Raw genomic sequence first — 24,686 nt, 5'->3', positions numbered from 1 at the left:
GGGAAAACTAATAATGACCGCTCTTGCAGCGGCCAGACGGCCGCGCCGGTTCGGCATGGTCGCTATGCTCCCCAACAGACTTTAAGTAGCACCTCCGGTCTTTGCCCGGAGGCATGGCGTCAACGGGACGCAATACAGCGAAAAGGCGCTTTTCGCCCTTACCTACATCACTGTTGAAAGTAAGCTAAAAACTCTGTCTAGCAGCTACCGTGTTGAGTCAAGAAAAAGATCGCTTTAGTTTTGACGTACAGCCCCCTAAGCGCTTCCAGCAAGCTGTCAGCACTAAGCCCCGATACATCGCGGCTACGCCGCGCTAACGGGGTTAAAAGGGCTTAACTCATAAACATCATCCGCTATAAGTCAGCATGGCTATGCAGAGCGGAAGGGGTACCCCGGCTAGGTGTAATCCTGTAGCCAGAAGTTCATGGTAGACTCCAGTGGCTTCCATGATGGTCTGTACATCTTCAGGCTTGCAATTTTGCTGTTGAAGCCATGAAATAATTGAATTCACAGCACGATAGTCATTCTTTAATTTTTTGGTTTTTATCCGTCCGCGGACACCATCAAGAAGTAAACAAATATCCAGTGATGCTTTGCTGACATCGATTCCTAGTTGGTACATTGCTGTTCTCCTTTCACCTGACCATCACGCCTATTCGCCTTGTACATGCAGAGTCGTGCTCTTGGTAACCGTTCAAGATCAATGCTGGCGTGAAAGGGAAGCGGAGGGTCATCAGCTACTAATCAAGGTTATGACCTTTGGGAAGGGGACTGACTCACTCCGCTTCATGTGATAGTAGCTAACCATCACGTAGCTATTACATACAAGGAAGGGGGCTTGTAGATACATTGTTTATCCTCTACAATGTATCTACAAATGTAAGGGAGGAAATGTTAATGACAACAGTAACGCTAAAAAAATGGGGCAATAGCCCATCGATCAGGATACCAGCCAGCGTAATGCAAGCAGCAGCACTTAATGTTGAAGATAAACTCGATTTGAAAATTGATGAAGCTGGCCAAATTGTTTTAGTTCCATTGAAATCTAAAGAGTATTCACTGGATGTACTGTTATCAGGTATCACACCAGATAACGTTCACGGAAAAATAGATTTTGGTTCGCCTGTTGGAAAGGAATTGATCTAAATGGTTTCACGTTACGTACCAAACTCCGGGGATCTGATCTGGCTGGATTTTGACCCCGTAGAAGGTCACGAACAGGGAGGTCATCGCCCTGCGGTCGTCCTTAGCCCTTTTTCTTACAATAATCCCGTAGGGTTGCTGCTTTGCGTTCCGTGTACCACTAAAGCTAAAGGCTATCCATTTGAGGTAGAACTATCGAGTAGCCGCGAAAGTGTTGCTCTTGCCGATCAAGTTACCTGTGTCGACTGGAGAGCGCGAAAAGTAACAAAAAAAGGCACTGTATCGCCTGAAAAACTTGCTGAGATCAGAGCAAAGGCTAAGGCTCTAATCGGATGAAAACCCCCTGCCGCGCTTTGCTTGGCCAACACCCAATGCCGCGCACCGACAACATGGAAATATCGTTCCTTGATCCAGCGCCGAACCGTCCATTGCCATAGTGCTTTCCAAATCTGGCTATCGACCTTGGTAAAGGTGGCCTTCGCAACGGCATGGCGGTGATAATTCGCCCAGCCCCGGACAGCGGGGTTGAGTTGGTGAATAAGCGCCGCTTGTGTGGTAATACTACGGTGAACTCACATTGACATAAGAGGTTGGTTCTGCATGACCCAGAATCGGTTAGTCCGTGAAGGTATTTTCGGGGAAGGGTAACAGTTCGTGCAGGTGCTCTTCCGGCCATTCCGGTAAACGCGTCAGCACCGATTTCAACCACGCGTACGGCTCAAGACCGTTCAGCCGTGCGGTCTCCAGCAAGCTCATGATGTTTGCTGCGCGTTGACCCGCCGCCAATGACCCCGCAAACAGCCCGTTCGACCGCCCCATCACCACTGGCCTGATGGCGCGCTCGCACCGGTTGTTGTCCAGCGGTAATTCGCCATCTTCCACGAACCGGCAAAGTGCAATTTTGTGATTCAGCGCATATTGGATAGCTTTATATAACGCCGAACCCGGCGCACAGGCTTTAACCTGGCACGTCAGCCAGACCCACAATACCTCCAGTCTGGGCTTCGAGTACCGTTGTCGCCACTGCCGAATTTTATCGACCGGTCGGTGTCGGATACTCTTTTCCAACTTATAAAGCTGGCCAATCATCTTCAAGGCTGTTTCTGCACGCGGATCCTGATTCGCTTTGAACAGGTCCGCAAAGCCCCGCCGCACATGCGCCCAACAGGCCACGTTAACCACATCGCCACCCTTGTTCAGGGGATGATAGGCGGCGTAGCCGTCGCTCACCAGGCTACCGTTCCAGCCGCTCAGGTACGCTTGCGGATATTTCGCTGCCCGACCGGGTTGGCTGTCGAAGCAGACGATGACAGGCCCGGTTTTCTCACCGCTGACATAGGCCCACAAGTAACCTTTACGCGCTTTGCCCCCCTGCTTCGCATCCAGTATCAGCAAGGGTGTTTCATCGGCATGTAACACCGTTCTTTTCAGCAGTTCCAGACGCATCAATGCAGCCAGTGGCGCCAGTGGGTCATGTATTCAATGCGGAGATCATCAGGTAACATCTTCGCATTTATCTGAGAGGGTTTGATGGCTAAGGTTGATGTGAAATGCCCATTTTGTGAGCAGGCGCACTCTGTTAAAAAGCACGGACCAGGACGCTCCGGGCATCAGCGCTACCGCTGTCAGGCCTGCCGCCGGAGCTTTCAACTAGAATACGAGTACCGTGCATGCCACCCCGGTATGAAAGATCAAATTGTCGATCTTGCTATGAACAATGCCGGTATTCGTGACACTGCACGGGCGTTACATATCAGCATCAATACCGTTGTGCGCACTTTAAAAAACTCTCGCCGCGGAATGTAACAACGCTGCCACTGGATAACCTGCAAATTCAACTCATTTGCGAAGTGGACGAGATGTGGTCGTTTATCGGCAACAAAAAGCAGCAACGCTGGCTTTGGTATGCCTGGGAGCCTCGCTTCAAACGTATTATTGCTCATGTTTTTGGTCGTCGGAGCAAAAAGACATTTCGCCAATTATTGGGGTTGCTGTTAGGTTTCAATGTCGTCTTTTGGTGTACCGACAACTTCAGTGCTTATGACATGTTGCCGGATGAAAAACACATCAGTGGCAAGCTTTACACGCAGCGGATTGAGCGTGAAAACCTGAATATTCGTAATCGGTTGAAACGACTGAACCGCAAGACTCTCGGATACTCAAAATCGGCAGAAATGCATGACAGTATTATCGGTACGTTCATTGAGCGTGAGCATTACCTTATGTGATACTAATAACCACATTGAATACATGACCAAATTTTGTGATGATATTCTCAAAAAAGGGGGAATTACGCTGATTAGGTCTTGATGATATGTGCCCTTTGTGTGTACTATGTAAAAATAAAGTACACGATAAGAACACAGTAACTTGGGAGGCTTTACCCCGGCAAGAGTCACAGCCTCCACTTCGCATCGAGATAACTAGAGAAGGAATGCCCGATGAATCAGAATAGTATTCTAGCACTTGCTCTGCAATATTCCCAAGTTAAAAAGATTGAGCATGTGCGAGTACCGGCTATGAAAAATAAAGATCTTTGTATTTTTTTGGTGAGATCAGTAAAGAGAAAATCAAAACCCGTATTAATCAACTGACCCAACAGCGCGAACTGAAGCCTTTTAATAAAGTTGTGTCAATGGCTATGCTTGGCATTCGGCACAATGTCAGTTCTGTGTGGACCTTTTAATGAAAGGATTAAAAATGTCGCCTAGAATGACCCCACAAGCTTTTTTGCTTAGAAAAGTGAAGTTAAAGGCCGGTAAAGTTACTTGGGATACGATTGCAGATCGTCTTGGTATCCCATTGCGGACGTTGAAATCTTATATTGCACCAGAAGGAAGCTCTAATTTCCGTGTTATGCCGGAAGAGTTGATTGGCAAGATTGAAAATGAATTTGATATTCAAGCCGGTCAAATTTTTTCTGAACCAGATGGTATTTATAAACCGCGCAAAAAGGTCATTGCTATTAGTGCCCAGAAGGGGGGGGTAGGTAAGACGACGATAGCGGCTTATGTGGCAGCAGCCTACGCTAAACAAGGCTATAAGGTGTTGACCATCGATATGGACCCTCAAGCAAACCTTACTGAGCAATTTTTCCGTGAAGATGAAACATTTCCTTTGGAAATTGAACCAGAGATCGATGCGGAGATATTTGTACCAGGGGTGTCGCATGTCTGGAATATGTTTACGCCAGATAAGACATTCAGACCTCTGCGCATTAGCAATAACTTGTATTTGATTGGTTCCAGTTTAGATTTGGCCCAGATTCAAAGTGATAATCTATCAGTGGTTGATATCTTTCATAAACGAATTCAGGAGGTTAAGGATTGTTTTGATATCATCATTATCGATACCTTACCTTCCTTTGGTAATCTGCTGGCAGCAGCACACCGGTCATCTGATTGGTTGGTTATCCCAACAGAACTCGCTCGTTTCGCGAAGAAAGGCATTCGCCTACAAATTACCACTGCCAATAATACCATCAGTCAGTTCGACCACGATTTGCGATTATTGGGCGTAGTGATTAACAAAGCCACTTTCGTGAATAGAACCAAACATAAATTGCTGAATATTCAAGATGCTTATTTATCATCTTTGGATGAGCAATATGGCGATTTACTGATGAAGCCCATTATTGGGACTTCGCCAAAGATCAGTGAGGCACAGTTATTAGCACAATCTATTTTGGATTACGCACCGGCTTCGGAACCTACGATGCAATTTACCGATCTTGCCCAGGAGATTATGAGTAGGATTGAACATCAGGAGAATGATGATGAGCAAGAATAAATTCGCCGCCGCTGCTCGAGCAGATAACAATAAGACACCTGCGCTGGGTTCACTAATTCGCCCCAAGAAAGATGTGGAAGAAGTCGTTTGGATGGATACCAGCAAAATCTACTCAAACCCACAGGTTCGGACCTATTTTGACCCTGAAGAGATAGAGGCCCTGGCCAAGACGCTAAAAGGCGGCAAACAAAAGCAAGCGATCACCCTATTCCCTGCTGATGAAGATGGCAGATACTGTATCTATATTGGTGAGAGAAGATGGCGAGCATGTAAGCTTAATAATGAGCCAGTAAGAGCATTTGTCGACCGTTCGTTAGCTAAGGGCCTGACTACCCATGATCGTATTATTGGTCAGTTAGTTGAGAACGTGGCCCGAAACGACCTAACTGCCTTGGAACTGGCTAAAGCATTTGATGATTTGCGTCAAGCAGGGATGAAAGTTGTTGATATTGCCGAGAGTATCGGAAAGAAATCGCCCTTTGTCTCAAAACATCTGAAACTGCTGGAAATGCCTGGATCTGTCGTTGAGCTTTATAACAAAAATATTGTCACCTATGTTGAGACTCTCAATATTCTTTCAGAGTTGTACAAGATTAGTCCCGAATCTGCTGCACAACTTATTGCCCAAGCTGAAAATCAAGGTGGATTGGGGCGTCCTGAAGCCCAGAAATGGTTGGATATTGCTAAAGGGAAAATCAAGCTGACCGAACCCCTGAATGACAATGCACTAAATTCAAGCCAAATACCGGCAGAGAGTGGCATTCCCACTTCAAATTCTCAGCCGACGGAGCCTCAGGAGCCCGACATCACGGCTAACCCACAGATTATTGGTATAGAGCAAACTGTAATTGCTATTGACGGTAGTCATAATGAGGCCAACACCCAGCCGACTGAGCCTCAGGAATCTCTAATCACGTCTAACCGACAGGTAAGCAATCAGAGTGTGCAGTCTCTGCAAACCAAAGTATTGGTGATGATTGATAATGAAGAGTATGAATTATTGACCAATAAACCCAGTGAAGATGGGGATGATGGTGAGGCTATGGTTTGGGTTAGAGGCAGTGATGGTTTTGACATTGAAGTTCCAAGTAGTGATTGCACGCTTATTCGGGTTGAGTTGATTGACTGAATCTATTGGCACACTGACGCCCCAATTATGCGGCATCAGTGTGCCGAAATAGCAGTCTGTCGAGACTGTAATTAAAATGGCTTTGTCGCATTAGTGACATGAAGTTGGCCAAAGTTGCGTTGTCGGTTATTTAGGCAGCCAGCAAATAGAATTGTTCCGCGAGTGACAATCCCTCACTTTGCGGATGTTGATATTGCCCTTTTCGTATCATGTTGCTCAGTTCGATGCCGGCCAGGATCGTTTGTGCCCGCCGAAACGATTTGAATCCCAGCATCGGTCGACTCCGACGTTTGATATTTCGGTGATCTTGCTCAATCAGGTTGTTCAGGTACTTACTTTGCCTGACGGTAATCGCTTCCTCATCGGGTTTGTCGGCGTTGAGCGTGGCCAAAGCTGCGGTGTTAGCCCCACTTTTATCGATAGTGACAACCTCGGGTTCGCCGTGATGGCGAATAGCCTTGCGAAAGAAGCGTAATGCGGCTGCAGAGTCCCGTTTGGCGGTCAGCAAAAAGTCGATGGTGTGACCTGCTGTATCGACCGCCCGATACAGATACTTCCACTGGCCTTTGATTTTGATGTAGGTTTCATCCATGCGCCACCGCCGACCTACTGTGTGCTTGTGTCGGCGAAAAACCTTATCTAACAACGGTACCAAGCGGATAACCCAACGATGCAGAGTGGAGTGGTCAACAAGAATACCGCGCTCTGCCATCATCTCTTCGAGGTTACGCAGGCTCAGGGCATAAGCGAGATACCAGCGAACACACTGAGCGATAACATCAGTGGGGTAATGCAGGCGACGGAAGGCTTTTCGGATGAGAGACATGGGCAGGCAACATCGTAAAAAAACAGCATGTTACCTGACGACGCCTTAATGCGACAGAACCCAAAAATAGGTGTGGTTCCAACGACGCTTACGAACAACAACGTGAAAATGGCAACCATAACGCCAGCCTAATATGGCGTGAAATGGCCGCGATGGGCTTCGCCGGCAGTGAGACAACGGTCAGAGATGCCATTGCCAGATGGCGTAAAGGTGTGTCAGATCCGATTTCGGCTTCAGTCCGTCGTCCCTCAGCCTCAAGGGTCAGCCGCTGGCTGATGCCCTGGAGAATAATCAAAGGGGAAGAAAACTACGCATCACGGTTCATCAGGTTGATGTGCGAAAAAGAGCCTCAGTTGAAAACGGCACAGCAGCTGGCACTCGACTTCTACAGAATGCTGAAAACGAAAAATAAAACACTGTTAAACCCGTGGTTCATCAATGTAAGCAAAAGCGGACTGATTGACCTCCAACGGGTTGCTGCAGGAATGGAATCTGATGCAGCCGCAATAGTTGAAGCTATCTGTTGCAGATGGAGTAACGGGGTCGTTGAGGGGCATGTAAACCGACTGAAGATGTTGAAACGCCAAATGTATGGTCGTGCCGGGTTCGAGCTGCTGAGACGGCGAGTGATGAGTTCCCTTGCATGATCTGAACCACCCAAGTTGCGGAAGACCTGAAGGTGTTTTCTCGGTCGCGAGGCGTGTTCAGTTCGATTTCACCGTCGTCGAACAACAACGTTTTGGATGAATAGCCGTTGCGGGTATTCGAGCCTGCTTTCGGGGCATTTTTCTCATGCCCCAGATGGTCAGTCAGCTCGGCATTGAGCGCCGTTTCGACGGTTAACTTCGTCAGCATGCGGGAAAATGCATTGAGGTCGGCTTCGGTTTTAAGGCCTTTAGCCAGTTCAGCCGCGAAGGCCTTGAGTTTCTTTTCGTCCATAATTTGCCTGTCTCCGTTACTGGAGTGAACATACCAAAAACAGGCAATTACACAATTTTAATGGTTCTGTCGCATTAAGGCGTCGTCAGGTAACATGCTGTTTTTTTACGATGTTGCCTGCCCATGTCTCTCATCCGAAAAGCCTTCCGTCGCCTGCATTACCCCACTGATGTTATCGCTCAGTGTGTTCGCTGGTATCTCGCTTATGCCCTGAGCCTGCGTAACCTCGAAGAGATGATGGCAGAGCGCGGTATTCTTGTTGACCACTCCACTCTGCATCGTTGGGTTATCCGCTTGGTACCGTTGTTAGATAAGGTTTTTCGCCGACACAAGCACACAGTAGGTCGGCGGTGGCGCATGGATGAAACCTACATCAAAATCAAAGGCCAGTGGAAGTATCTGTATCGGGCGGTCGATACAGCAGGTCACACCATCGACTTTTTGCTGACCGCCAAACGGGACTCTGCAGCCGCATTACGCTTCTTTCGCAAGGCTATTCGCCATCACGGCGAACCCGAGGTTGTCACTATCGATAAAAGTGGGGCTAACACCGCAGCTTTGGCCACGCTCAACGCCGACAAACCCGATGAGGAAGCGATTACCGTCAGGCAAAGTAAGTACCTGAACAACCTGATTGAGCAAGATCACCGAAATATCAAACGTCGGAGTCGACCGATGCTGGGATTCAAATCGTTTCGGCGGGCACAAACGATCCTGGCCGGCATCGAACTGAGCAACATGATACGAAAAGGGCAATATCAACATCCGCAAAGTGAGGGATTGTCACTCGCGGAACAATTCTATTTGCTGGCTGCCTAAATAACCGACAACGCAACTTTGGCCAACTTCATGTCACTAATGCGACAAAGCCGGGCAAAGCATTATCCGACCTAGAGCGACATCTTTTCATCATGCAATGGCTTCACTTCGCACAAAAACGTCACTTGTTTTCAAAAACGATTGTTTCCGATATAACCTGGCTATTGGCACAAGGAAAAAAGTACGGTTTTAGTGCTAATTTACACCGTAAAATTGAGTTCATTTATCGCTCTAGCATGGGTGATCTTGCAGCTCAAAGTTTGTTGTTTCGCTTTACTTATTTTATTGAAACACTAAAAACGATGGGTTGGCAGAATTTTTTACTATCACAGCGTGAATGGAGTGCTCACTGGCACGCCTCATCAGCTGCCAACGCGATATATACCCCAAAAGCTGAACTCCGTTCTTCATTCAATGATAATGGTGTGCTGATTAAACCATTAACGATACGTGCCACTGGTGACATCGCAGGTATAATTGCGCTCATCGAACAGTGCCATCTTACTATTGAGCAACATCCTGATGAGCTTGATTTTTATGTATTTTTACTTACTTCATGAACACGCTGTTTATATTCCGTAAGGAGCCGTGCTTCTCTTATGATTGTTCTATAAGTCGTCCAATTTCAAAAAAGGCAGCACTGCGGTAGGAACTGACTTTCTCCTCTTTTTTGCCATTGACATACCAGTAAATACCATCAGATTTTATAGTTTCGAAGAGAAAAGACATGTCATAAACGCGGTCAGGTATTAAAACTCGCTTTTTGGATACAATGTTGTCCGTTATAGCGTTATCTCTGCTTTTAACAAAACCAATCTCCCACGGTAACCAAAGGGTTACATCATGATTTAGGTGATCATATGTCCACGATTCAGTTTTTTGATTTTTCAATGTTGACTGGTTATCAATATACCGCCTCAGACTCCAGGTCCAAGGAAGTACCATATCTGTTGCTAAAGAGAGTGGATAATCATTTTTGTTTTTTTCTTGCTGTTGCATTCGTTCGATATCTATTTTCTGCTGGATACCATCAAAAAAGAAAAAACTTTCATCTCTACGAGCTTGCACATCCTCTTGATTCACCGTCAAAATAAAGTCATTTTGTTCCGGTTGTACAATCGCTCGGAGCAGTTCGGGAAGGGCTTTTTTAGGTAGAACTTTTGCAACCATCAGTAAGTGGTCAAATCTAGCTTTATCATTATCATTATCATTATCATTAAGTTGAAACATTCCCAAAAACATTGCTAATAATCTCCTGTGTCACTGGGCTGACTCGGTGGCTTGTACTGCAAGTTCCCCGACAACAGATCTATACGATCAATTATGGTCATGACTTTACCATTTCCAAGTGCAGGAAAAAAGTTTTCGAAGAACAGATGGTGCAATATCCAGCATAGAAAAATGCAACAACATATGTAAAATATTGATTAAGATAAGTCTTAAACTTAAGAGTCGCGTGTTATCATTATTACTAATGAGATAAGTAAGTAGGGGCGGAATGAAAATTTTGACATTGGGTTAGTAATGGTATAGATGAAATTTGAGAACAGATAGGGTGAGTTTTAAATATTTACCTGATATATTACTTTTTATCAGGATATATATTACCTTGATTGTTTTGGCTTTTTTATGTTTCATTTCCCATAATATAAAATTTCACATTAATATAAACCATTTATACATTAATTTTAATAAAAAATCATAAGGTTTTAATGGTGGGATTTCTTAAGTCCAGTAATAAATAATAAAGTGGTAGGTGCTGAGTGTTAATTTAACTACAATGAAAGATATCAGGGTGACCGGCGGAAAACGGTAATGACTCCAATTAGTAGAACATATATTTTTCAACGAATGCACCAATGACTTTTTCATACAACTCAATCGAACTTGCGAAGTAGATTGTTTTTCGGACCAGACGTTTAATACGGGTTATTAATGTCAGGTTATTGCGTTCAATACGCTAAGTGAATATTTTTCCAGTCGGATGTTTAGCCTTCGGTATTTCTCTGGCATAGCGGGTTATCATCTCGATATTAAAGGGGGACAAGCAGAACCAGCAGTTTACGGAAGGTTTTATCAGTACGCGGACCGAACGTATAGGCCAGTATTCCACCTGATTTGGTATTGTACGCGTACCACTACCAATGCTGATGAGCTTTGTTGCCGACAAAACTCCATTGTTCGTCGAGTTTGCCGATAAGCGTCACGTCAGCATGAGCGACCTGAGAGGGTGTTATTCGTCGTGGGGCGAGTTTTTTAACGTGCGAATGACAGTGTTAATGCCGATTTTCAGCGTCCTTGCGGTATCATGAACTCCGGGACCGTTGAAAGCCATTTCGTTGATCTGCTCCTTGACACCCGGCTTACAGGCTTCGTAGGTGTAAGTGAGCAGAAATACGCGATGGCAGTCACGACAACGAAATCTGTCATGGTCTTTAGGGTCTGACCATGGCGGTAAACCTGAGTGGACTGACAACGAGGACAATGAACATTAACGCTGGACATGAGAAAACCTCACCAGTGAACATTATACATCAAGTTTAACCAATTGGAGACATTACCCGGAATACTTACCCTAATCAGATAAATAACAACGGTTCAAAGTATGGAAAATAAAAGTGCAGGTATCAGACTCAAGGACCATGTTAAGCCAGTTAATACAGAGCCCAGTATTCTATAGTAGCGCTGTTCCTGTGAGATAAAGTAAATAAAAATAGAGGTCATTAACCCCCCTGATAAATAGATTATGATCATAATCACAGCACTGCTCATATTATTCCTCGTTAAAAAATAAATTATATAAAGCATAGATAAAGCGAAACCCTCCTCAACATAGAGGGTTTGAGACTTGCTGGTTGGGGGGAGTAATTATATTATAATGTGTTAACTTTATCCTGTAGCACTGTACCCAGATGATTGAACATGAGCGTCATAGATGCTTTGGAACAGTTCAATGGAATAATAGGGCTCGGAGCGGGTTGCACTTTTCCGGAATAATGCAAGAAATTGATACTTTCCGGTAAAGCCATGGCTGGTAAAGGTTTTCCATCCGCGCCTGTCATACCTTTATTAGTGATTTGTGAAAGAGATCTGTTCATAAATTGAATGGCTTCATTTAGATAGTATTTATCACGACTTTCTTTATAAACTATGGCAGAAGATGTTGCATACCATGAATCAAAAAACCATTGAGCCTCAGTATGAGGAATAAATATTTCTTGGCGTTTATTATGAGAGTCTTCACTGGTGTCGGTTTTAATTTTATTAAACCAGAAATTTGCTGACTGGTAGTTGTCGTTTAAATAAGACCCTGTAAATAATTCTGTGTAACTGCCACCGTATTAAAGGTGATCGCTCAGGCGGTCACCGAACTCGATAATAAAACGGCTCATCGCCAGCCGCCAGTTCTGGATCGGCATACTCCATTTTTTCGACGCATCCTTGATCGCCAGATAAATAACTTTTCGTACCGAGTCGTCTGTCGGGAACACCTTGCGCTTCTTGATGGCTGCGCGGATCACGCTGTTTAGTGACTCGATGGCATTCGTTGTGTAGATGGCCTTGCGGATATCGGGTGGATAGCCGAAGAACGTATTGAGATTTTCCCAGTGTGCACGCCAGCTTTTGCTGATTTGCGGGTATTTGTCGTCCCAGGCAACCGCGAAGTTATCCAGTGCCATCAGCGCCGCCTCTTCTGTCGGAGCCTGATATACCGTTTTCAGCCCGCCGGTGACGGCTTTGTAATCCTTCCACGAGACGTATTTCAGGCTGTTGCGCACCATATGAATGATGCACAGCTGGATGTGAGTCTGCGGATACACGCTGTTTATCGCATCCGGGAAGCCCTTCAGTCCGTCCACGCAGGCAATCAGGATATCCTGAAGCCCCCGGTTTTTAAGCTCTGTCAGCACACTGAGCCAGAACTTCGCCCCTTCATTTTCTGCCAGCCACATGCCCAGCAGTTCTTTCTGGCCTTCTGTATTAATGCCCAGAGCAAGGAAGACGGCTTTGTTAATCGTAAGCGTCGTTAAATCCCCACAGTGATCAACTGCGGGGTTTAAGGTAGGGTGATTTTCCAGGGCAGGAGCGCGTCCCAGTCGATCTTCTCCTCCGGCGATTTTAGCTCCGTCAGCACAGCATGAAGATAGTCATACGGGTTCAACCCGTTGATTCGCGCGCTTTCCACCAGGCTGTACAGCAGCGCGCTGGCGTGCGCGCCCGCTTCCGTATGGGTAAAGAGCCAGTTCTTGCGCCCGATGACGAACGGCTTGACCGCACGCTCTGCTCGGTTATTGTCGATGCCCAGACGTCCGTCTTCCAGGTAGCGCATCAGCTTTGGCCACTGCTTCTGGCAGTAACCGATCGCCTTGCCCAGATAACCCTTCGGCAGCACCTCGGTTTTCGCCAGCCAGCGGGCGAACTCCTCCATCAGCGGCTTCGATTCGCCCTGCCGTCGTCGGTAAACTTCCTCCGGCGGCTTGCCCTGACAGGCTTTCTCTATCCGGTACAGCTTCTGGATATGCGACAGCGCCCACACTGCCTTGCCCACCTTCGCGTTCAGCTGGGCCCCCTGCGCTTCTTCGAACTTGCGACGAGCATGCGCCATGCACCCGACCAGCGTCGCCTCCGTGCTGTGGTAGCCCGCGTAGCCGTCAACCTGCAGATAGCCGCGGTATCCCCTCAGGAACTCCGCCGCGCAGCGACCGCTGCGCGAGTCCTGATAATCATAGAGCACCAGGTGCGGCGTGGTATCTTCCGCATTGCGTACATCGCGGCCGGTACCGTACAGCCACATGTAACTCTGGCCATTTTCCTGACTCAGTACGTTCAACGGCGTTTCATCCGCGAAAATAACTTCCTGCGACAGCAGTGCGGCCTGCATCAGCGCTCGCAGCGGTTTCAGCCGCTCGGCCAACTTTAGCAGCCACTGACTCTGCGTCTGCCGGCTCAGCGGGATATCGAGGCCGGCGAACAGCGTCTCCTGCCGGTACAGCGGCAGGGCGAACTGGAACTTGTTGATGATGATTTGTGCGACCAGTGACGGCGTGGCGTAACTTTTTGGGAACAGCGCCAGCACCGGCGGCGCCACTTTCACGCTACCCACCGTACCGTGCTGTTCGCAGCAGCGGCAACCGTATTTTTCGCGGATATAGCGGGTCACCCGGACGTGCGCGGGTATCAGCTCCAGCTCTTCACGCACTTCTTCCCTCATCACGTGCATCGGCTGGTTGCAGCAGTCGCACATTTGCTCTTCGGGAGGGAGGCGAATGGGCTTTGTCGCATTAGTGACATGAAGTTGGCCAAAGTTGCGTTGTCGGTTATTTAGGCAGCCAGCAAATAGAATTGTTCCGCGAGTGACAATCCCTCACTTTGCGGATGTTGATATTGCCCTTTTCGTATCATGTTGCTCAGTTCGATGCCGGCCAGGATCGTTTGTGCCCGCCGAAACGATTTGAATCCCAGCATCGGTCGACTCCGACGTTTGATATTTCGGTGATCTTGCTCAATCAGGTTGTTCAGGTACTTACTTTGCCTGACGGTAATCGCTTCCTCATCGGGTTTGTCGGCGTTGAGCGTGGCCAAAGCTGCGGTGTTAGCCCCACTTTTATCGATAGTGACAACCTCGGGTTCGCCGTGATGGCGAATAGCCTTGCGAAAGAAGCGTAATGCGGCTGCAGAGTCCCGTTTGGCGGTCAGCAAAAAGTCGATGGTGTGACCTGCTGTATCGACCGCCCGATACAGATACTTCCACTGGCCTTTGATTTTGATGTAGGTTTCATCCATGCGCCACCGCCGACCTACTGTGTGCTTGTGTCGGCGAAAAACCTTATCTAACAACGGTACCAAGCGGATAACCCAACGATGCAGAGTGGAGTGGTCAACAAGAATACCGCGCTCTGCCATCATCTCTTCGAGGTTACGCAGGCTCAGGGCATAAGCGAGATACCAGCGAACACACTGAGCGATAACATCAGTGGGGTAATGCAGGCGACGGAAGGCTTTTCGGATGAGAGACATGGGCAGGCAACATCGTAAAAAAACAGCATGTTACCTGACGACGCCTTAATGCGACAGAACCACTTAATCAGTTACGAAGGTGTTACCAAACTCATTCTGTTCTCATCAACTATTCCATATGGGTTTTCTTGTTGCCACTGCACAGCTTACGATTTTTTAACTGAAATTTAACACTCTCCTATGCTGCCCATTTTAAACATTCAAGGCGAATGAACAAACTGGACAATCAAGCACAACGTTACCAGCCTCATAAAGTATTCAACTTCATCCATCGGCCCCTGCCTCGTAGAAAGTTGAAATTTGATATTAGCAGAGACAGGTGCGTGATATTGATTTAATCAGTATAAAGATAGCTCGGAGCAACAGAGACATTATGATCAGATACTATGCACAATTTGTCAAAATGGCCGCCCGTAAAGACCCCACATCTGGGTGCTATAGTGGAACACCATCTCAAGTATCTGGTTACAACGGCAAGCTTGAGTCTTGTTTCCCCCGCATGGGAAAATATTAGTTAATGTCGGTGTAGATTGGATTTTCAATGGGTGCGTTATCTGATTTTTTTAAATTAATAAAAGAGGTATATATCATGGGTACATATAATTATAATATAAGACCTCAAGACAAATTATTATGTGCGAGTAAATTAGTAGTAAAAAACGAAGATAAATTAACCCCGCTAACCAGTAAAATTAACAGGTTACGTACATTCGGCGAAATGATTATTTATATTATTACAGCAGGTCGTATTGATTATGGCGAAAGACGTCTGCAACTCCTCCAGCAAGACTCATATCATATAAATGAGTCCCCTTCACTCAAAACGATAAAAAGTTTTGAGGCAGAAGAACCAACAACTCCCTCACTAACGTATAAAATTACCAATGACATAACAGGGGAAATATTTATTGCTGAGTTGCGAAGAGAAACGTCTGGTCAATACAAATTGAAGGTCATGTACGATGAGCAACGGTCACCTAATTCTTTAGTATCTCCTGCTGAGGCGTTAGCCACTGAAACCCCTTTTGCGGGGGTGTTAACTGCAGCAACCCCTTCGGTGGAGTTTACCCTTGAAAACGAGGAGATTAATGGTTCAAAATTATCGCATGCTGCAATAGTAGAGTCTTTGGAAAAGGGCAGCACCTCTGATGTTGACTACACAGGTCTCAACCTTTCAAATCAAGACTTTAGTAGCATGCGATTCGAAAACTTAAATCTAACAGGAATAGATTTTACTAACGCCAACCTGCAAAATTCCGAATTTATAAATTGTAATCTGAACGGTGTAACGTTCAGGGGTGCAACAATGGGAAATACCTGGATTTTAAACTGTAACAACATTCGGGGTGCCGACTTTTCAGATGCTCAGTTACACGATGCCTTCTTGGACAATTCTCAATTCGATTCCACTCATATGATGCGTGTCAACCTTAGTTACACTGTGATACGTCACTGTGGATTTAATAAAGTCAACATGGCGGACTCGAATTTACAAAATACCAACATCTCAAAGACTAAACTAATAAAAACCGATTTAACCCGCGCCACCCTTACCTCTGCCCATTGCCACACGGTAGATATGGACTCAGTAATATTGAATAATGCAAAAATGAGAGGAATATGTATGTATGATACGTCTATGGATAACTCAGACTTATCTTGTGCAGATTTATCCTGCGACCCATATCAACCCGAGGACCTGGACACGATTGCATTAAAAGAAGATCAGGCCATGGCTGCATTAAAAAAGGTCCAAGCTACGGCTGCATTAAAAAAGGTCCAAGCTACGGCTGCATTAAAAAAGGTCCAAGCTACGGCTGCATTAAAAACAGAATTTTATGGTACCACTTTTTCTAATACCAATTTATCGGGGGCGAATTTTAATAATGCGGATCTTAGTGATTCCCATTATACAAATAAGACCCGTTTCATCGGCACAACACTGTCTAATGTAAACCTAAGTCATTCATCATTTTCTGACGTTGATCTTTCCCACAACCGTTTAAATAACCTAAATATGACGGAGGCCATATTTAGAAATGTAAAACTGAACGGTGCCTCATTCAGTGGCAGCAACTTAACCAACGCAGACATGAGAAATTTAAGCATGAATGGGGCCCGTTTCAACCATGCAAATCTGACAAATGCCCAACTGAACAACACACTTCTTATAGACAGTTCTTTTGATGATGCGAACTTATTTAATGCAGAAATGCCGGGTACTCAACTGGTTAGTGCGAACATGGTCCGGGCCGATTTACGATCTGCAAATCTGCAAGGCGCTAATATGAACGGGGCAATCTTAATAGATGCAAAAATGAGCGGGACAAAATTGAGCAACACCACCTCAATGAGGGAAACAATCGATACCGAACGACCAAATGACGAAGCCTTCAAAAAAAACCATTGCCGAGGGATACGTATTATCAAAGAAGCTGATAAATATAAAGTAATGGCTACTTATGAGCGTGCAGCTATTGAACGTGACCGCGAGCGTATATATGACTCTGATTCTGATTCTGAGCAGTCCTTTATTGATCATGCAAATTCTTTCGAAAAGACAACAGCGACTCCGAAATCGGAAAGTCAAGCTAATGCCACGACTCCAGAAGAAAATATACAGGTAGCAAGACCAAAATCACCTGAGATAATAAGCCCCCCCCCAATACATTTTGGTGATAATGCAGAATCACTTAACGCTAAGAATAACCTTGTTGAGCCAACTGTTGATTTGAGTGAAATGACTCGTGAGCAACCAACCTCAATGGGTCCAAATCAACGCACACAGGAAAAACAAAAATTAGATGATGAAACATTCCTTGGCGACGATCTTGAAAAGTTAGTGAAGAAAGATATGGATGAGGAGGGTACAGAATTAATCGACGCCCCAACCCCCGAAAATTCAGAATCCAAGTCACCTAGTATAATTCCTCTTCGTAATTACAAAATATTTTGTGATAGTGGAGAAGAGACATATACAAAAGTCCAGGACGCCATCATGGAAACGCTATGGAAAGAGTAAAGCACACCCGTTTTAGTTCCGCGTACTTTTTGGCATTTCCGGGCTTTCAGCCATCAACTGGTACTCTTTCGGCCTCAGGTTACTCAAGGATTCATGGGGCCGCTCACTGTTATATTCATTCAGCCAGTGTTCAGTGATTTCCCGGATTTCATTCAAGTGACCAAATTCAGTATTTCACTTCATAGCGAGCTGGTAAGCCCCCCTCAAAAAGGAGAAACCTATGCTGAATATTTTCCTGCTTTAGAAACTTAATAGGTGAAGTAAACCTGTTAGGATAAATGATAACTAGAGGGGTAAAATGATTTTATGTGAGTCATTTTTATCATGATCTACAGCTGTTTCGATATAAAGTGTGTTGTGAAACGCTACCTTTTAACGTTTTTTTTGACTTAATGAAAAGTAATGCTCATGCTAGACATGCGAGTAAATATTTATATTGATAACATCCATATAAATATTTACTCTAAATTAATTAAAGAAAATAATTAATTTAATGACATTCGATAACGCAATGATTTTTAAAATATACAATTAGTATTGGCTCCCTACATGGTAACCATTTGCATTTATAACATTTCAAACAAAATAAAAAACATAAATTTAAACACATTCACTCATAATATGCGATTTTGAGGAAGGATGTGTTTCCACCTGTGTACTTTATTAAATTTCATGAAAATAAAAATAATTATTTGTACATCTAATAGACTATGTTGGAATTAACATGATAGCTTCTTACCATATAAAGAATATAAGCAGACATTGATCCAGGTCAATTATTAATTACCACTCAACTTTATTAACATTTATTTAATGTAATACGCACTATTTAAATCTGGTATTTTTTTTGCAATGAGCCATTTTTGATAGTTCCACGCTAATTATGAAGTAGTTTTAAAGTTACTGCAGAATAGCACATCTTCGTTGTTATACGGATCGTGAGGAATAAGAGCATGCCGACTTTTGGTGAAAAAAATGCATTTCGACAGTATATCTTTGACGATTTCGTTCTGCGGAGTGATGGCGTTCTGTTGCACCATAATAGAGAAATCCATATTCCGCCAAAAGAACTTGAAGTATTTATACTGTTGCTAGAGGCAGGAGGTAAGATTGTCACTAAAGAGCAAATATTTGAGAAGGTATGGACCCAAAATATTGCCAGTGATGAATCATTAACACGTTGCATCTATGCACTGAGGAAACTCCTGCGCGGAGGGAAGCAATGTGGTTATATTGGAACGGTTTATGGCAAAGGCTATCGCTTTAAAGCTCAGGTAGCCGTAGTGCAGTCCCTACGTGATCAGGCAAAGTCATCTACCACCATAGCCATTTTCCCTTTTAAAATGGCTCCATTAATGGATGACAGTTTATTACACCATGGCTTGATTCAGGGATTATCCAAGTACGCATGTTTTGGTCTTGATATATTGCCAGCGGCAGCCACACAAGAATGCAATGATTTTTATGCGATTACTAACCTTATGAATCAGATGCAGCCTGAATATTATTTCACTGGGAAAGTGGTTTCACACGGAAGTGGCTGGAAGCTGTTCATTGAATTAGTCCACGCCAAAGATCATAAGCTGGTAGAGCATCAAAGCTTGGAATTTGACCCTACCATGCATGTCTCTCTTTTGCTGACTAAAATGGTGAGCATGTTGATTGAAAAGATACCTAATTTTCAATTAAAAAATGGAGAATTGCATCATATGAGTTCTCTTGACACGGCAGTTTCCTGTTTGAGTGGTCGTCGTGAAATGTATCATTTCACGCCAGTGAGCCTTCAGGCGGCGCTTACTATCTTTGAGGAGTGCGTTAGTACACAGCCGCAACATGCTTTGCCCTATTGCTGTTTAGCTGAGTGTTATATCTCGCTTGCACAACTTGGTTTGTACGATCAACAACTGTCCATCGATACCGCGATGAAGGCGATAGATAAAGCAATTGAGATTGACCCGGGTAATTCTCAGGCTCTGGCCATCTTAGGGCTGTTAAGTGGTCTGAAAGGAGAAAGTTCAGTGGCAAGTGTGTTATTTAAACAGGCACATTTATTAATGCCGGACTCTCCGGACGTATACTACTACCATTCATTGTTTTATTTTTTAACGGGTAATACCAAGAAGGCATTGGAATACATAAAGCACTGTATTGATCTCGATCCAAATCGGATTGGTGCAAGAATACTTATGTTATGGATCACATATTATTCATCGACTATTGATGATGCTATTACACTTGCGCACCAATTGATGGTGCAGAACACAGTCAGCCATCCAGTATTACAAGGGATGATGGCTTTATTTATGGCCCTTAAAGGTGAGCGTGATAAGGCAGAGGTTTATTTAAGCAAAATCAGACCAGAACAAAATCTGGGTTATCTTGCCGTCAATAATATTTATACACAGTATATTTTATACGGTAGCGAAGTGAAGTCAGAAATCGTCAGTTTCCTGCAGCAAGCAGACCTCAATAAAATGAGGGGAAGTTTGCTACCACTGGTATTGATAGTGTATGGGAGAGTAGAACTGGAAAATTACTGGCAACAACTTCGTCTTGAGAATAACGTTTGGTCTAACATTTGGAGCCAGGACCCAAGGCTTTCAGGTTTCCAGGCACTGATTGATGAACACAATAAACAGGAAGAGGCCGCATAAGTGACCAATATGTCTTTTACTTTTATTGTAAAAAAAACACTGTCATTTTCATTAATTCTTTTTATCACACTTGTCACGTCTAAAACAGCGTTGGCAAACAAGCTATGCTTCACTGAAGCCGGTTCTTATTTTAGTATTGACCCCCTATTACTGAGATCTATAGGGATTGTTGAAAGTAATCTGAATACCAAGGCTATTGGTGTCAACCGAAATTCGGAAGGTAAAGTAGTCAGTCGCGATTATGGGATCATGCAGGTGAACCAAATGCATATTCCATCACTCATCAGTAAAGGGGTCATTCAAAACGAAAAGGAACTTCTGGAAGATCCCTGTTTAAACATAAAAGTAGGTTCATCGATTTTAAGTGAACATTTCCAAAAATGTGGCATGAACTGGCATTGTCTTGGTACCTATAATGCTGGGTTTGCCAAAGACAATCAGCAAAAAAGACTGATTTATGCCAAGAAAATACATGTCATTTATGACCAATTAAACAAGTTAGAAGCGATCCGCAATAATCCCCCATCCGGAACATAGTCCGGAGGGGGAGTCTAAATTGAGTTACTTAAATAGTACAGACCCCCATCCGTAGGGCTGCTTTTAGCAACTCTATTCCATTATGTACATTCAATTTTTTCATAAGATTGAGTCTGTGACTTTCAATAGTTTTGTTACTGATTATTAATTGTCTGGCCATTTCTTTGTTTGTCATACCATCTGCGATAAGTTGCAGGACTTGCTTTTCTCTGGCAGTAAGTTGTTGCTGTGACACATACCTTTTTCCCAATTTCTTGTATTCAATAAGTGGATTATCAAAGTAGAGAAAATTATTACTTACTGCATCTATAGCTCGATTAAGAGTGGCTGGATGACTGCTTTTCGAAACCCCCCCCTTCGCGCCTGCTGAAATGAATGAATCAATATCCATGGTAGATATATTTTCAATATATGAAATGATGTACCCTGTTACTTTTTTGGAATTTACCCAATGCACGAGTTCTGGACCACCAAGAAAATTAGAAAAATCACCAAGAATAAAGATATCGGCATTTTGTACATTGCACTGTGTCACGGCTTGTGACAGGTCAGTGTAACCGTAGGCTTCAATATATAATTCAGGGTAGCATTGTATAAACTCAAGGATACCTTTTACCATTAACGGATGTTGATCCGCCACAATTATTTTTAACTTTCTCATTATGATACTGTCCTATTCAGTAAATAAAATAACACTAAATTTTAAATACACTGAAAACTGAATTTGTCTTTTTATTATAAGAAAAAAATACAAATATCAAATGATGAAATTATGATGAAACTAATTATATTAGTAATATTTAGATGAATATCGTCATGACACTATTAAGTTGTTTTCTTATTTAACGAAAGTACATATCAGATGAAACATAATAAATAAAATTTGTTATTAAAAATATGCCATCATTAACCGATTGGCATTAACATAATCATCACCCCACCCACAAATATTAATTTATTTAAATTTTCACCAACAGAATTTAAATTATATTTTATGCTAAATAGCTTATATGGATACGGTAATGCTTCCAATTAGTTGAAAGCTCATGGGAAATACGGATTTTTAAGGTACGTCCGTGACCACTATCGCCGTTCATTGCCCCCTTTATCAGTCAGCCCTGGTTTACCGTTACAGACAAAATCCTAAAGGTCGTGACCGCTTTCGATACCGTGAATACCATCGGGTATTTCTGCTCACTTATACTTATGAGGCCAGAAAAACCGGCGTTAAAGAGCACATTACCGAAATGACTTTGAAAAATACATATTCTACTCATTGTAGGCATTACCAAGCGGAGCAACGTTTTGACTTGATTGTATGCAGCTAATCAATACACCAGATAATTAAATAAGGAATACAGCGAGGAAATATTTATTCTTGATTTTGGCTTTACCAAAAAAACACTTACTCTTGTTAAATGGACTCAGCGATCACAGATTTTGCTGTATGATCCCAGTTATTATTAAAAGGAAAAAAGCAGTTAAATTTAATTGTGGCCCACATAATACACAATCAATATCTGATTTACTTTAATGCCAGCCCGGTACGCATTTCTCCGCAGTATCCGATAAGTGATTCAAGTGCATCTTCCGATACTTTCTGAAACTCAGATGGTATTAAATTAAATTTATCCATCAAAGACTCTGCAACTTGTTCTACAAAAATATCAGGTGAAAATTCAGCCACTTGTTGCCCACAAGACATGACATATTTTTTATCTGTATGATAAGTTATATTTATCTGCCCAGACCACAAAGAGGCTAATGCCTCTTTTAATCGAGGTTCTATACCCATCGTTATTTCAGGAACGTATATATGTATCATATTATCTGAAAGTGGCAAAGATTTTACCCACTCATCAACGACGGAAAGCAATATTTCAGGTTGAGCTACAGCTGCCGATAAAATATTTCTGACATCTTCAATCAATTCATTACGTTTCTCGTTAAAAAGCTCATTACAGCTACCAATATATAATGCTGTTTGGGCTATGGCGGTTAACATTCCATTCTGGTATCCATCCATATAGCCTTGTTGAGCAAGTTGCTCTACATCTTGTCTGGTATGTTGAATTATGTTTTTGGCTTTCTGCACTGTTTGTTTTTTTATCGTTTCAATATCTTTATTCAGATCCATCTGTTCTTGTTTAACAAGAACACCTTCAACAGACTTCACAGGATAATGTAACTTTATTTTTTTCAACATAATGGGAAATCACCCTTAGAATAAATGGATTAACCGTAAATTGTGAGTTTACGCCATCAATACAATCTGGAAATAATAATGGGATCCGCTGTCTGAGAGGCTCTGGCAATCCTTCAATATAGGATATCAGGCCAGAATAGCCGGCGTTCAGAATAAGGGAGTGCGTAAAAGGTTCGCCTGGTGGTGATGAAAATTTAGGCGCGTATGATGATGCGATTTTCAAATAATCCTTTGCCCATAGTGGGATATTTAATATTCGCCCCCGCCACATGAGTTCCTCACGGCTTGCATGACAGCCAATTAGATAGGCTATCTGAGGAATATTATACCAATGGTGTATCCAGAATCTACTCTGAGTGTTAACTTGAATATTAGGCACAGTAAGATGAAAAATATCAAAAATCATATCATTAACAATAGAGCGGCAAAGAGGTGTTGAAATTAATGAGAAATTTAATTTCAACCTCTGTGAATGCAGATATGAAAGTGGATCATAGAGGATTTCATTCAGACTTCCTGCCATTGCTATTTTAACCCTCTTTTTTAGTGATTAGATATTGCTTAAAATCAGTAAATAATTTGCTACGTCTGAGTATGAACCAGAAAACTATTAAACCAATTGATAAAACTGCCAAAAAAATAATAATAACTACTTTATCCGTACCTATGTTATTTTTTTGAACTTGTGCACTTGGCGTCTGCTGCTGTATTTCACTACGCTTGGACAAAACAACCGATATATGGTCATATTCCATATTGGAAAAACTATTCACTAAAAAGCGCTTGATATCATTAACTTTATGTTCCGGATTAATACCTCTATCATAGACGGCCAGAACAGAGAGGTGAACAGGTTGAAGGGGCCTGCCACTTTCACCAGACTCAATATCATAGCTAACATGTACTCTGGCGGACAAGATCCCTTCCATGGTTCGTAATGACTGTTCCAGTCTTTGTTCTATTGCTGAATACAGCCTCGCCTTTTCTGCCCTAGGAGAGGATACAAGGGAGTCAGCAGGAAACATTTGAGACACTTCAATATCTGGACGAGCTGGTAGGTGATAAATTTTAAGCCAATCAACAGCAGCTGGAAAATCTTTTTTCTCAACTGTCACTGTATAGCCTGATTTACCAAGATCATTCTTCTCAGCATATATGTTATGCCTTTGAAGCACAGCCAGCACTTCATTAGCTTGTTGCTGATCAAGATTATGGAGTAAATCCTGCTGCTTACAACCGCTTAGCAGCAGGATTATTAACAAATACCAAAAATATTTCATGAACGTAGTAATGTTTCTACAGCACCAACCGATTTTCTGGCAATGGTGCTAATGAGTGAAACTTCAATATTGTAATTAGCAACGACTTCCTGCAACTCAATTAATTTTTCGGGTGATGAGTTGGTAATTTGCTGTTGCGTAATATTTTTAGTGTTTTCAGTCTGTACAGCTTTATCCGCAAAAGACTGAATTATCCGGTCTTCTAACGAAACGACTGAATTATCCCGTTCTGAGGCATTCTGATAACTTTCAATAATTTTCTGTACAGACTGAATTGAGTTTACCGGTGTCATCTCCCCTCCTTTTTAATTAAAGTAGCATCAG

The 24,686-nt window shown here is 43.4% G+C and carries 22 protein-coding genes and 8 pseudogenes; 12 read left to right on the top strand and 18 right to left on the bottom strand.

Going from position 1 to position 24,686, the window contains the following annotated elements; all coding sequences use genetic code 11:
• Positions 1 to 346: 346 nt before the first annotated feature.
• Positions 347 to 622, bottom strand: coding sequence for a hypothetical protein (locus A6J66_000585; GenBank protein ID PNM27221.1), 276 nt, complete (start codon positions 620 to 622; stop codon positions 347 to 349).
• A 275-nt stretch (positions 623 to 897) separates the two neighbouring features.
• On the opposite strand from A6J66_000585, the gene A6J66_000580 reads away from it, so the two are divergent.
• Together A6J66_000580 and A6J66_000575 are read left to right on the top strand one after the other, a co-directional pair.
• Positions 898 to 1,146 carry an AbrB/MazE/SpoVT family DNA-binding domain-containing protein gene (locus tag A6J66_000580; GenBank protein PNM27220.1) on the top strand — a complete coding sequence of 83 codons (249 nt, stop codon included), beginning with the start codon at positions 898 to 900 and terminating at the stop codon, positions 1,144 to 1,146.
• Positions 1,147 to 1,479 carry a toxin MazF gene (locus tag A6J66_000575; protein ID PNM27219.1) on the top strand — a complete coding sequence of 111 codons (333 nt, stop codon included), beginning with the start codon at positions 1,147 to 1,149 and terminating at the stop codon, positions 1,477 to 1,479.
• Between the two features lie 17 nt (positions 1,480 to 1,496).
• Here A6J66_000575 and A6J66_000570 read toward each other — a convergent pair.
• Both A6J66_000570 and A6J66_000565 read right to left on the bottom strand, forming a co-directional pair.
• Positions 1,497 to 1,703: pseudogene (locus A6J66_000570) on the bottom strand (group II intron reverse transcriptase/maturase).
• 55 nt (positions 1,704 to 1,758) lie between these two features.
• Positions 1,759 to 2,610, bottom strand: a pseudogene (locus tag A6J66_000565) (IS66 family transposase).
• 63 nt (positions 2,611 to 2,673) lie between these two features.
• Here A6J66_000565 and A6J66_000560 point away from each other — a divergent pair.
• The 3 genes from A6J66_000560 to A6J66_000550 all read left to right on the top strand — a co-directional run bounded on the left by A6J66_000560 (position 2,674) and on the right by A6J66_000550 (position 6,061).
• A protein-coding gene (locus A6J66_000560) for an IS1 family transposase (protein PNM27218.1) occupies positions 2,674 to 3,371 on the top strand; the annotation gives its coding sequence in 2 pieces (ribosomal slippage) (positions 2,674 to 2,923 and positions 2,923 to 3,371; 699 coding nt in all).
• A gap of 457 nt (positions 3,372 to 3,828) precedes the next feature.
• Complete coding sequence (locus tag A6J66_000555) at positions 3,829 to 4,932, top strand: hypothetical protein (protein PNM27217.1); 1,104 nt, start codon at positions 3,829 to 3,831, stop codon at positions 4,930 to 4,932.
• Positions 4,913 to 6,061 (top strand): hypothetical protein, encoded by a 1,149-nt coding sequence (locus A6J66_000550; GenBank protein PNM27216.1) that lies wholly within the window; start codon positions 4,913 to 4,915, stop codon positions 6,059 to 6,061. Before A6J66_000555 ends, A6J66_000550 begins: the two co-directional genes overlap by 20 nt.
• Positions 6,062 to 6,191: 130 nt before the next feature.
• On the opposite strand, the gene A6J66_000545 is transcribed toward A6J66_000550, so the two are convergent.
• Positions 6,192 to 6,887, bottom strand: coding sequence for a DDE domain-containing protein (locus A6J66_000545; protein PNM27215.1), 696 nt, complete (start codon positions 6,885 to 6,887; stop codon positions 6,192 to 6,194).
• A gap of 92 nt (positions 6,888 to 6,979) precedes the next feature.
• Here A6J66_000545 and A6J66_000540 point away from each other — a divergent pair.
• A pseudogene (locus A6J66_000540) lies at positions 6,980 to 7,534 on the top strand (ISL3 family transposase).
• A gap of 28 nt (positions 7,535 to 7,562) precedes the next feature.
• Here the strand turns inward: A6J66_000540 and A6J66_000535 are convergent.
• Positions 7,563 to 7,826: pseudogene (locus A6J66_000535) on the bottom strand (IS256 family transposase).
• A 123-nt stretch (positions 7,827 to 7,949) separates the two neighbouring features.
• On the opposite strand from A6J66_000535, the gene A6J66_000530 reads away from it, so the two are divergent.
• Together A6J66_000530 and A6J66_000525 are read left to right on the top strand one after the other, a co-directional pair.
• Positions 7,950 to 8,645: a DDE domain-containing protein gene (locus A6J66_000530; protein ID PNM27214.1), complete on the top strand. Its 696-nt coding sequence runs from the start codon at positions 7,950 to 7,952 to the stop codon at positions 8,643 to 8,645.
• The gene (locus A6J66_000525) at positions 8,606 to 9,205 is read left to right on the top strand and encodes a DUF2913 domain-containing protein (GenBank protein PNM27213.1); all 600 of its coding nucleotides are present in this window, start codon (positions 8,606 to 8,608) and stop codon (positions 9,203 to 9,205) included. Before A6J66_000530 ends, A6J66_000525 begins: the two co-directional genes overlap by 40 nt.
• Positions 9,206 to 9,242: 37 nt before the next feature.
• On the opposite strand, the gene A6J66_000520 is transcribed toward A6J66_000525, so the two are convergent.
• From A6J66_000520 to A6J66_000490, 7 genes and pseudogenes are all read right to left on the bottom strand, one after another.
• Positions 9,243 to 9,887 carry a hypothetical protein gene (locus tag A6J66_000520; GenBank protein ID PNM27212.1) on the bottom strand — a complete coding sequence of 215 codons (645 nt, stop codon included), beginning with the start codon at positions 9,885 to 9,887 and terminating at the stop codon, positions 9,243 to 9,245.
• 583 nt (positions 9,888 to 10,470) lie between these two features.
• Positions 10,471 to 11,150: pseudogene (locus A6J66_000515) on the bottom strand (IS1 family transposase).
• 93 nt (positions 11,151 to 11,243) lie between these two features.
• Positions 11,244 to 11,453 (bottom strand): GhoT/OrtT family toxin, encoded by a 210-nt coding sequence (locus A6J66_000510; protein PNM27211.1) that lies wholly within the window; start codon positions 11,451 to 11,453, stop codon positions 11,244 to 11,246.
• A 65-nt stretch (positions 11,454 to 11,518) separates the two neighbouring features.
• Positions 11,519 to 11,941 (bottom strand): annotated as a pseudogene (locus A6J66_000505) (hypothetical protein).
• Positions 11,942 to 11,986: 45 nt separating this feature from the next.
• A pseudogene (locus A6J66_000500) lies at positions 11,987 to 12,661 on the bottom strand (IS256 family transposase).
• Positions 12,662 to 12,702: 41 nt separating this feature from the next.
• Positions 12,703 to 13,890: an IS66 family transposase gene (locus A6J66_000495; protein PNM27210.1), complete on the bottom strand. Its 1,188-nt coding sequence runs from the start codon at positions 13,888 to 13,890 to the stop codon at positions 12,703 to 12,705.
• Positions 13,891 to 13,967: 77 nt separating this feature from the next.
• On the bottom strand, positions 13,968 to 14,663 hold the full coding sequence (locus A6J66_000490) for a DDE domain-containing protein (protein ID PNM27209.1): 696 nt from the start codon (positions 14,661 to 14,663) through the stop codon (positions 13,968 to 13,970).
• Between the two features lie 541 nt (positions 14,664 to 15,204).
• Here A6J66_000490 and A6J66_000485 point away from each other — a divergent pair.
• Positions 15,205 to 17,685: a hypothetical protein gene (locus A6J66_000485; GenBank protein PNM27208.1), complete on the top strand. Its 2,481-nt coding sequence runs from the start codon at positions 15,205 to 15,207 to the stop codon at positions 17,683 to 17,685.
• 12 nt (positions 17,686 to 17,697) lie between these two features.
• Here the strand turns inward: A6J66_000485 and A6J66_000480 are convergent.
• A pseudogene (locus A6J66_000480) lies at positions 17,698 to 17,841 on the bottom strand (IS3 family transposase).
• Between the two features lie 797 nt (positions 17,842 to 18,638).
• On the opposite strand from A6J66_000480, the gene A6J66_000475 reads away from it, so the two are divergent.
• Together A6J66_000475 and A6J66_000470 are read left to right on the top strand one after the other, a co-directional pair.
• Positions 18,639 to 20,339, top strand: a complete 1,701-nt coding sequence (locus A6J66_000475; GenBank protein ID PNM27207.1) for a transcriptional regulator HilA — start codon at positions 18,639 to 18,641, stop codon at positions 20,337 to 20,339.
• A 9-nt stretch (positions 20,340 to 20,348) separates the two neighbouring features.
• On the top strand, positions 20,349 to 20,876 hold the full coding sequence (locus A6J66_000470) for a lytic transglycosylase (protein ID PNM27324.1): 528 nt from the start codon (positions 20,349 to 20,351) through the stop codon (positions 20,874 to 20,876).
• A 28-nt stretch (positions 20,877 to 20,904) separates the two neighbouring features.
• Here the strand turns inward: A6J66_000470 and A6J66_000465 are convergent, their stop codons facing one another.
• Positions 20,905 to 21,537, bottom strand: a complete 633-nt coding sequence (locus tag A6J66_000465) for a DNA-binding response regulator (GenBank protein ID PNM27206.1) — start codon at positions 21,535 to 21,537, stop codon at positions 20,905 to 20,907.
• Between the two features lie 415 nt (positions 21,538 to 21,952).
• Between A6J66_000465 and A6J66_000460 the strand changes: the two genes are divergently transcribed.
• On the top strand, positions 21,953 to 22,204 hold the full coding sequence (locus tag A6J66_000460) for a hypothetical protein (protein ID PNM27205.1): 252 nt from the start codon (positions 21,953 to 21,955) through the stop codon (positions 22,202 to 22,204).
• Positions 22,205 to 22,401: 197 nt separating this feature from the next.
• Here the strand turns inward: A6J66_000460 and A6J66_000455 are convergent, their stop codons facing one another.
• From A6J66_000455 to A6J66_000440, 4 genes are read right to left on the bottom strand one after another with little or no spacing between them, the layout of a single operon-like run.
• Complete coding sequence (locus tag A6J66_000455) at positions 22,402 to 23,082, bottom strand: hypothetical protein (GenBank protein PNM27204.1); 681 nt, start codon at positions 23,080 to 23,082, stop codon at positions 22,402 to 22,404.
• On the bottom strand, positions 23,039 to 23,605 hold the full coding sequence (locus A6J66_000450) for a type III secretion apparatus protein OrgA/MxiK (protein PNM27203.1): 567 nt from the start codon (positions 23,603 to 23,605) through the stop codon (positions 23,039 to 23,041). Before A6J66_000450 ends, A6J66_000455 begins: the two co-directional genes overlap by 44 nt.
• A 7-nt stretch (positions 23,606 to 23,612) precedes the next feature.
• Positions 23,613 to 24,362: an EscJ/YscJ/HrcJ family type III secretion inner membrane ring protein gene (locus A6J66_000445; GenBank protein PNM27202.1), complete on the bottom strand. Its 750-nt coding sequence runs from the start codon at positions 24,360 to 24,362 to the stop codon at positions 23,613 to 23,615.
• On the bottom strand, positions 24,359 to 24,655 hold the full coding sequence (locus tag A6J66_000440) for a type III secretion system protein PrgJ (protein PNM27201.1): 297 nt from the start codon (positions 24,653 to 24,655) through the stop codon (positions 24,359 to 24,361). Before A6J66_000440 ends, A6J66_000445 begins: the two co-directional genes overlap by 4 nt.
• Between the last annotated feature and the right edge of the window lie 31 nt (positions 24,656 to 24,686).

This window comes from Yersinia enterocolitica (genome assembly GCA_002082245.2).
Lineage (GTDB): Bacteria > Pseudomonadota > Gammaproteobacteria > Enterobacterales > Enterobacteriaceae > Yersinia > Yersinia enterocolitica_E.
Note: the sequence above shows the minus strand (reverse complement) of the source record. Positions and strands in the feature narration are given on the sequence as shown.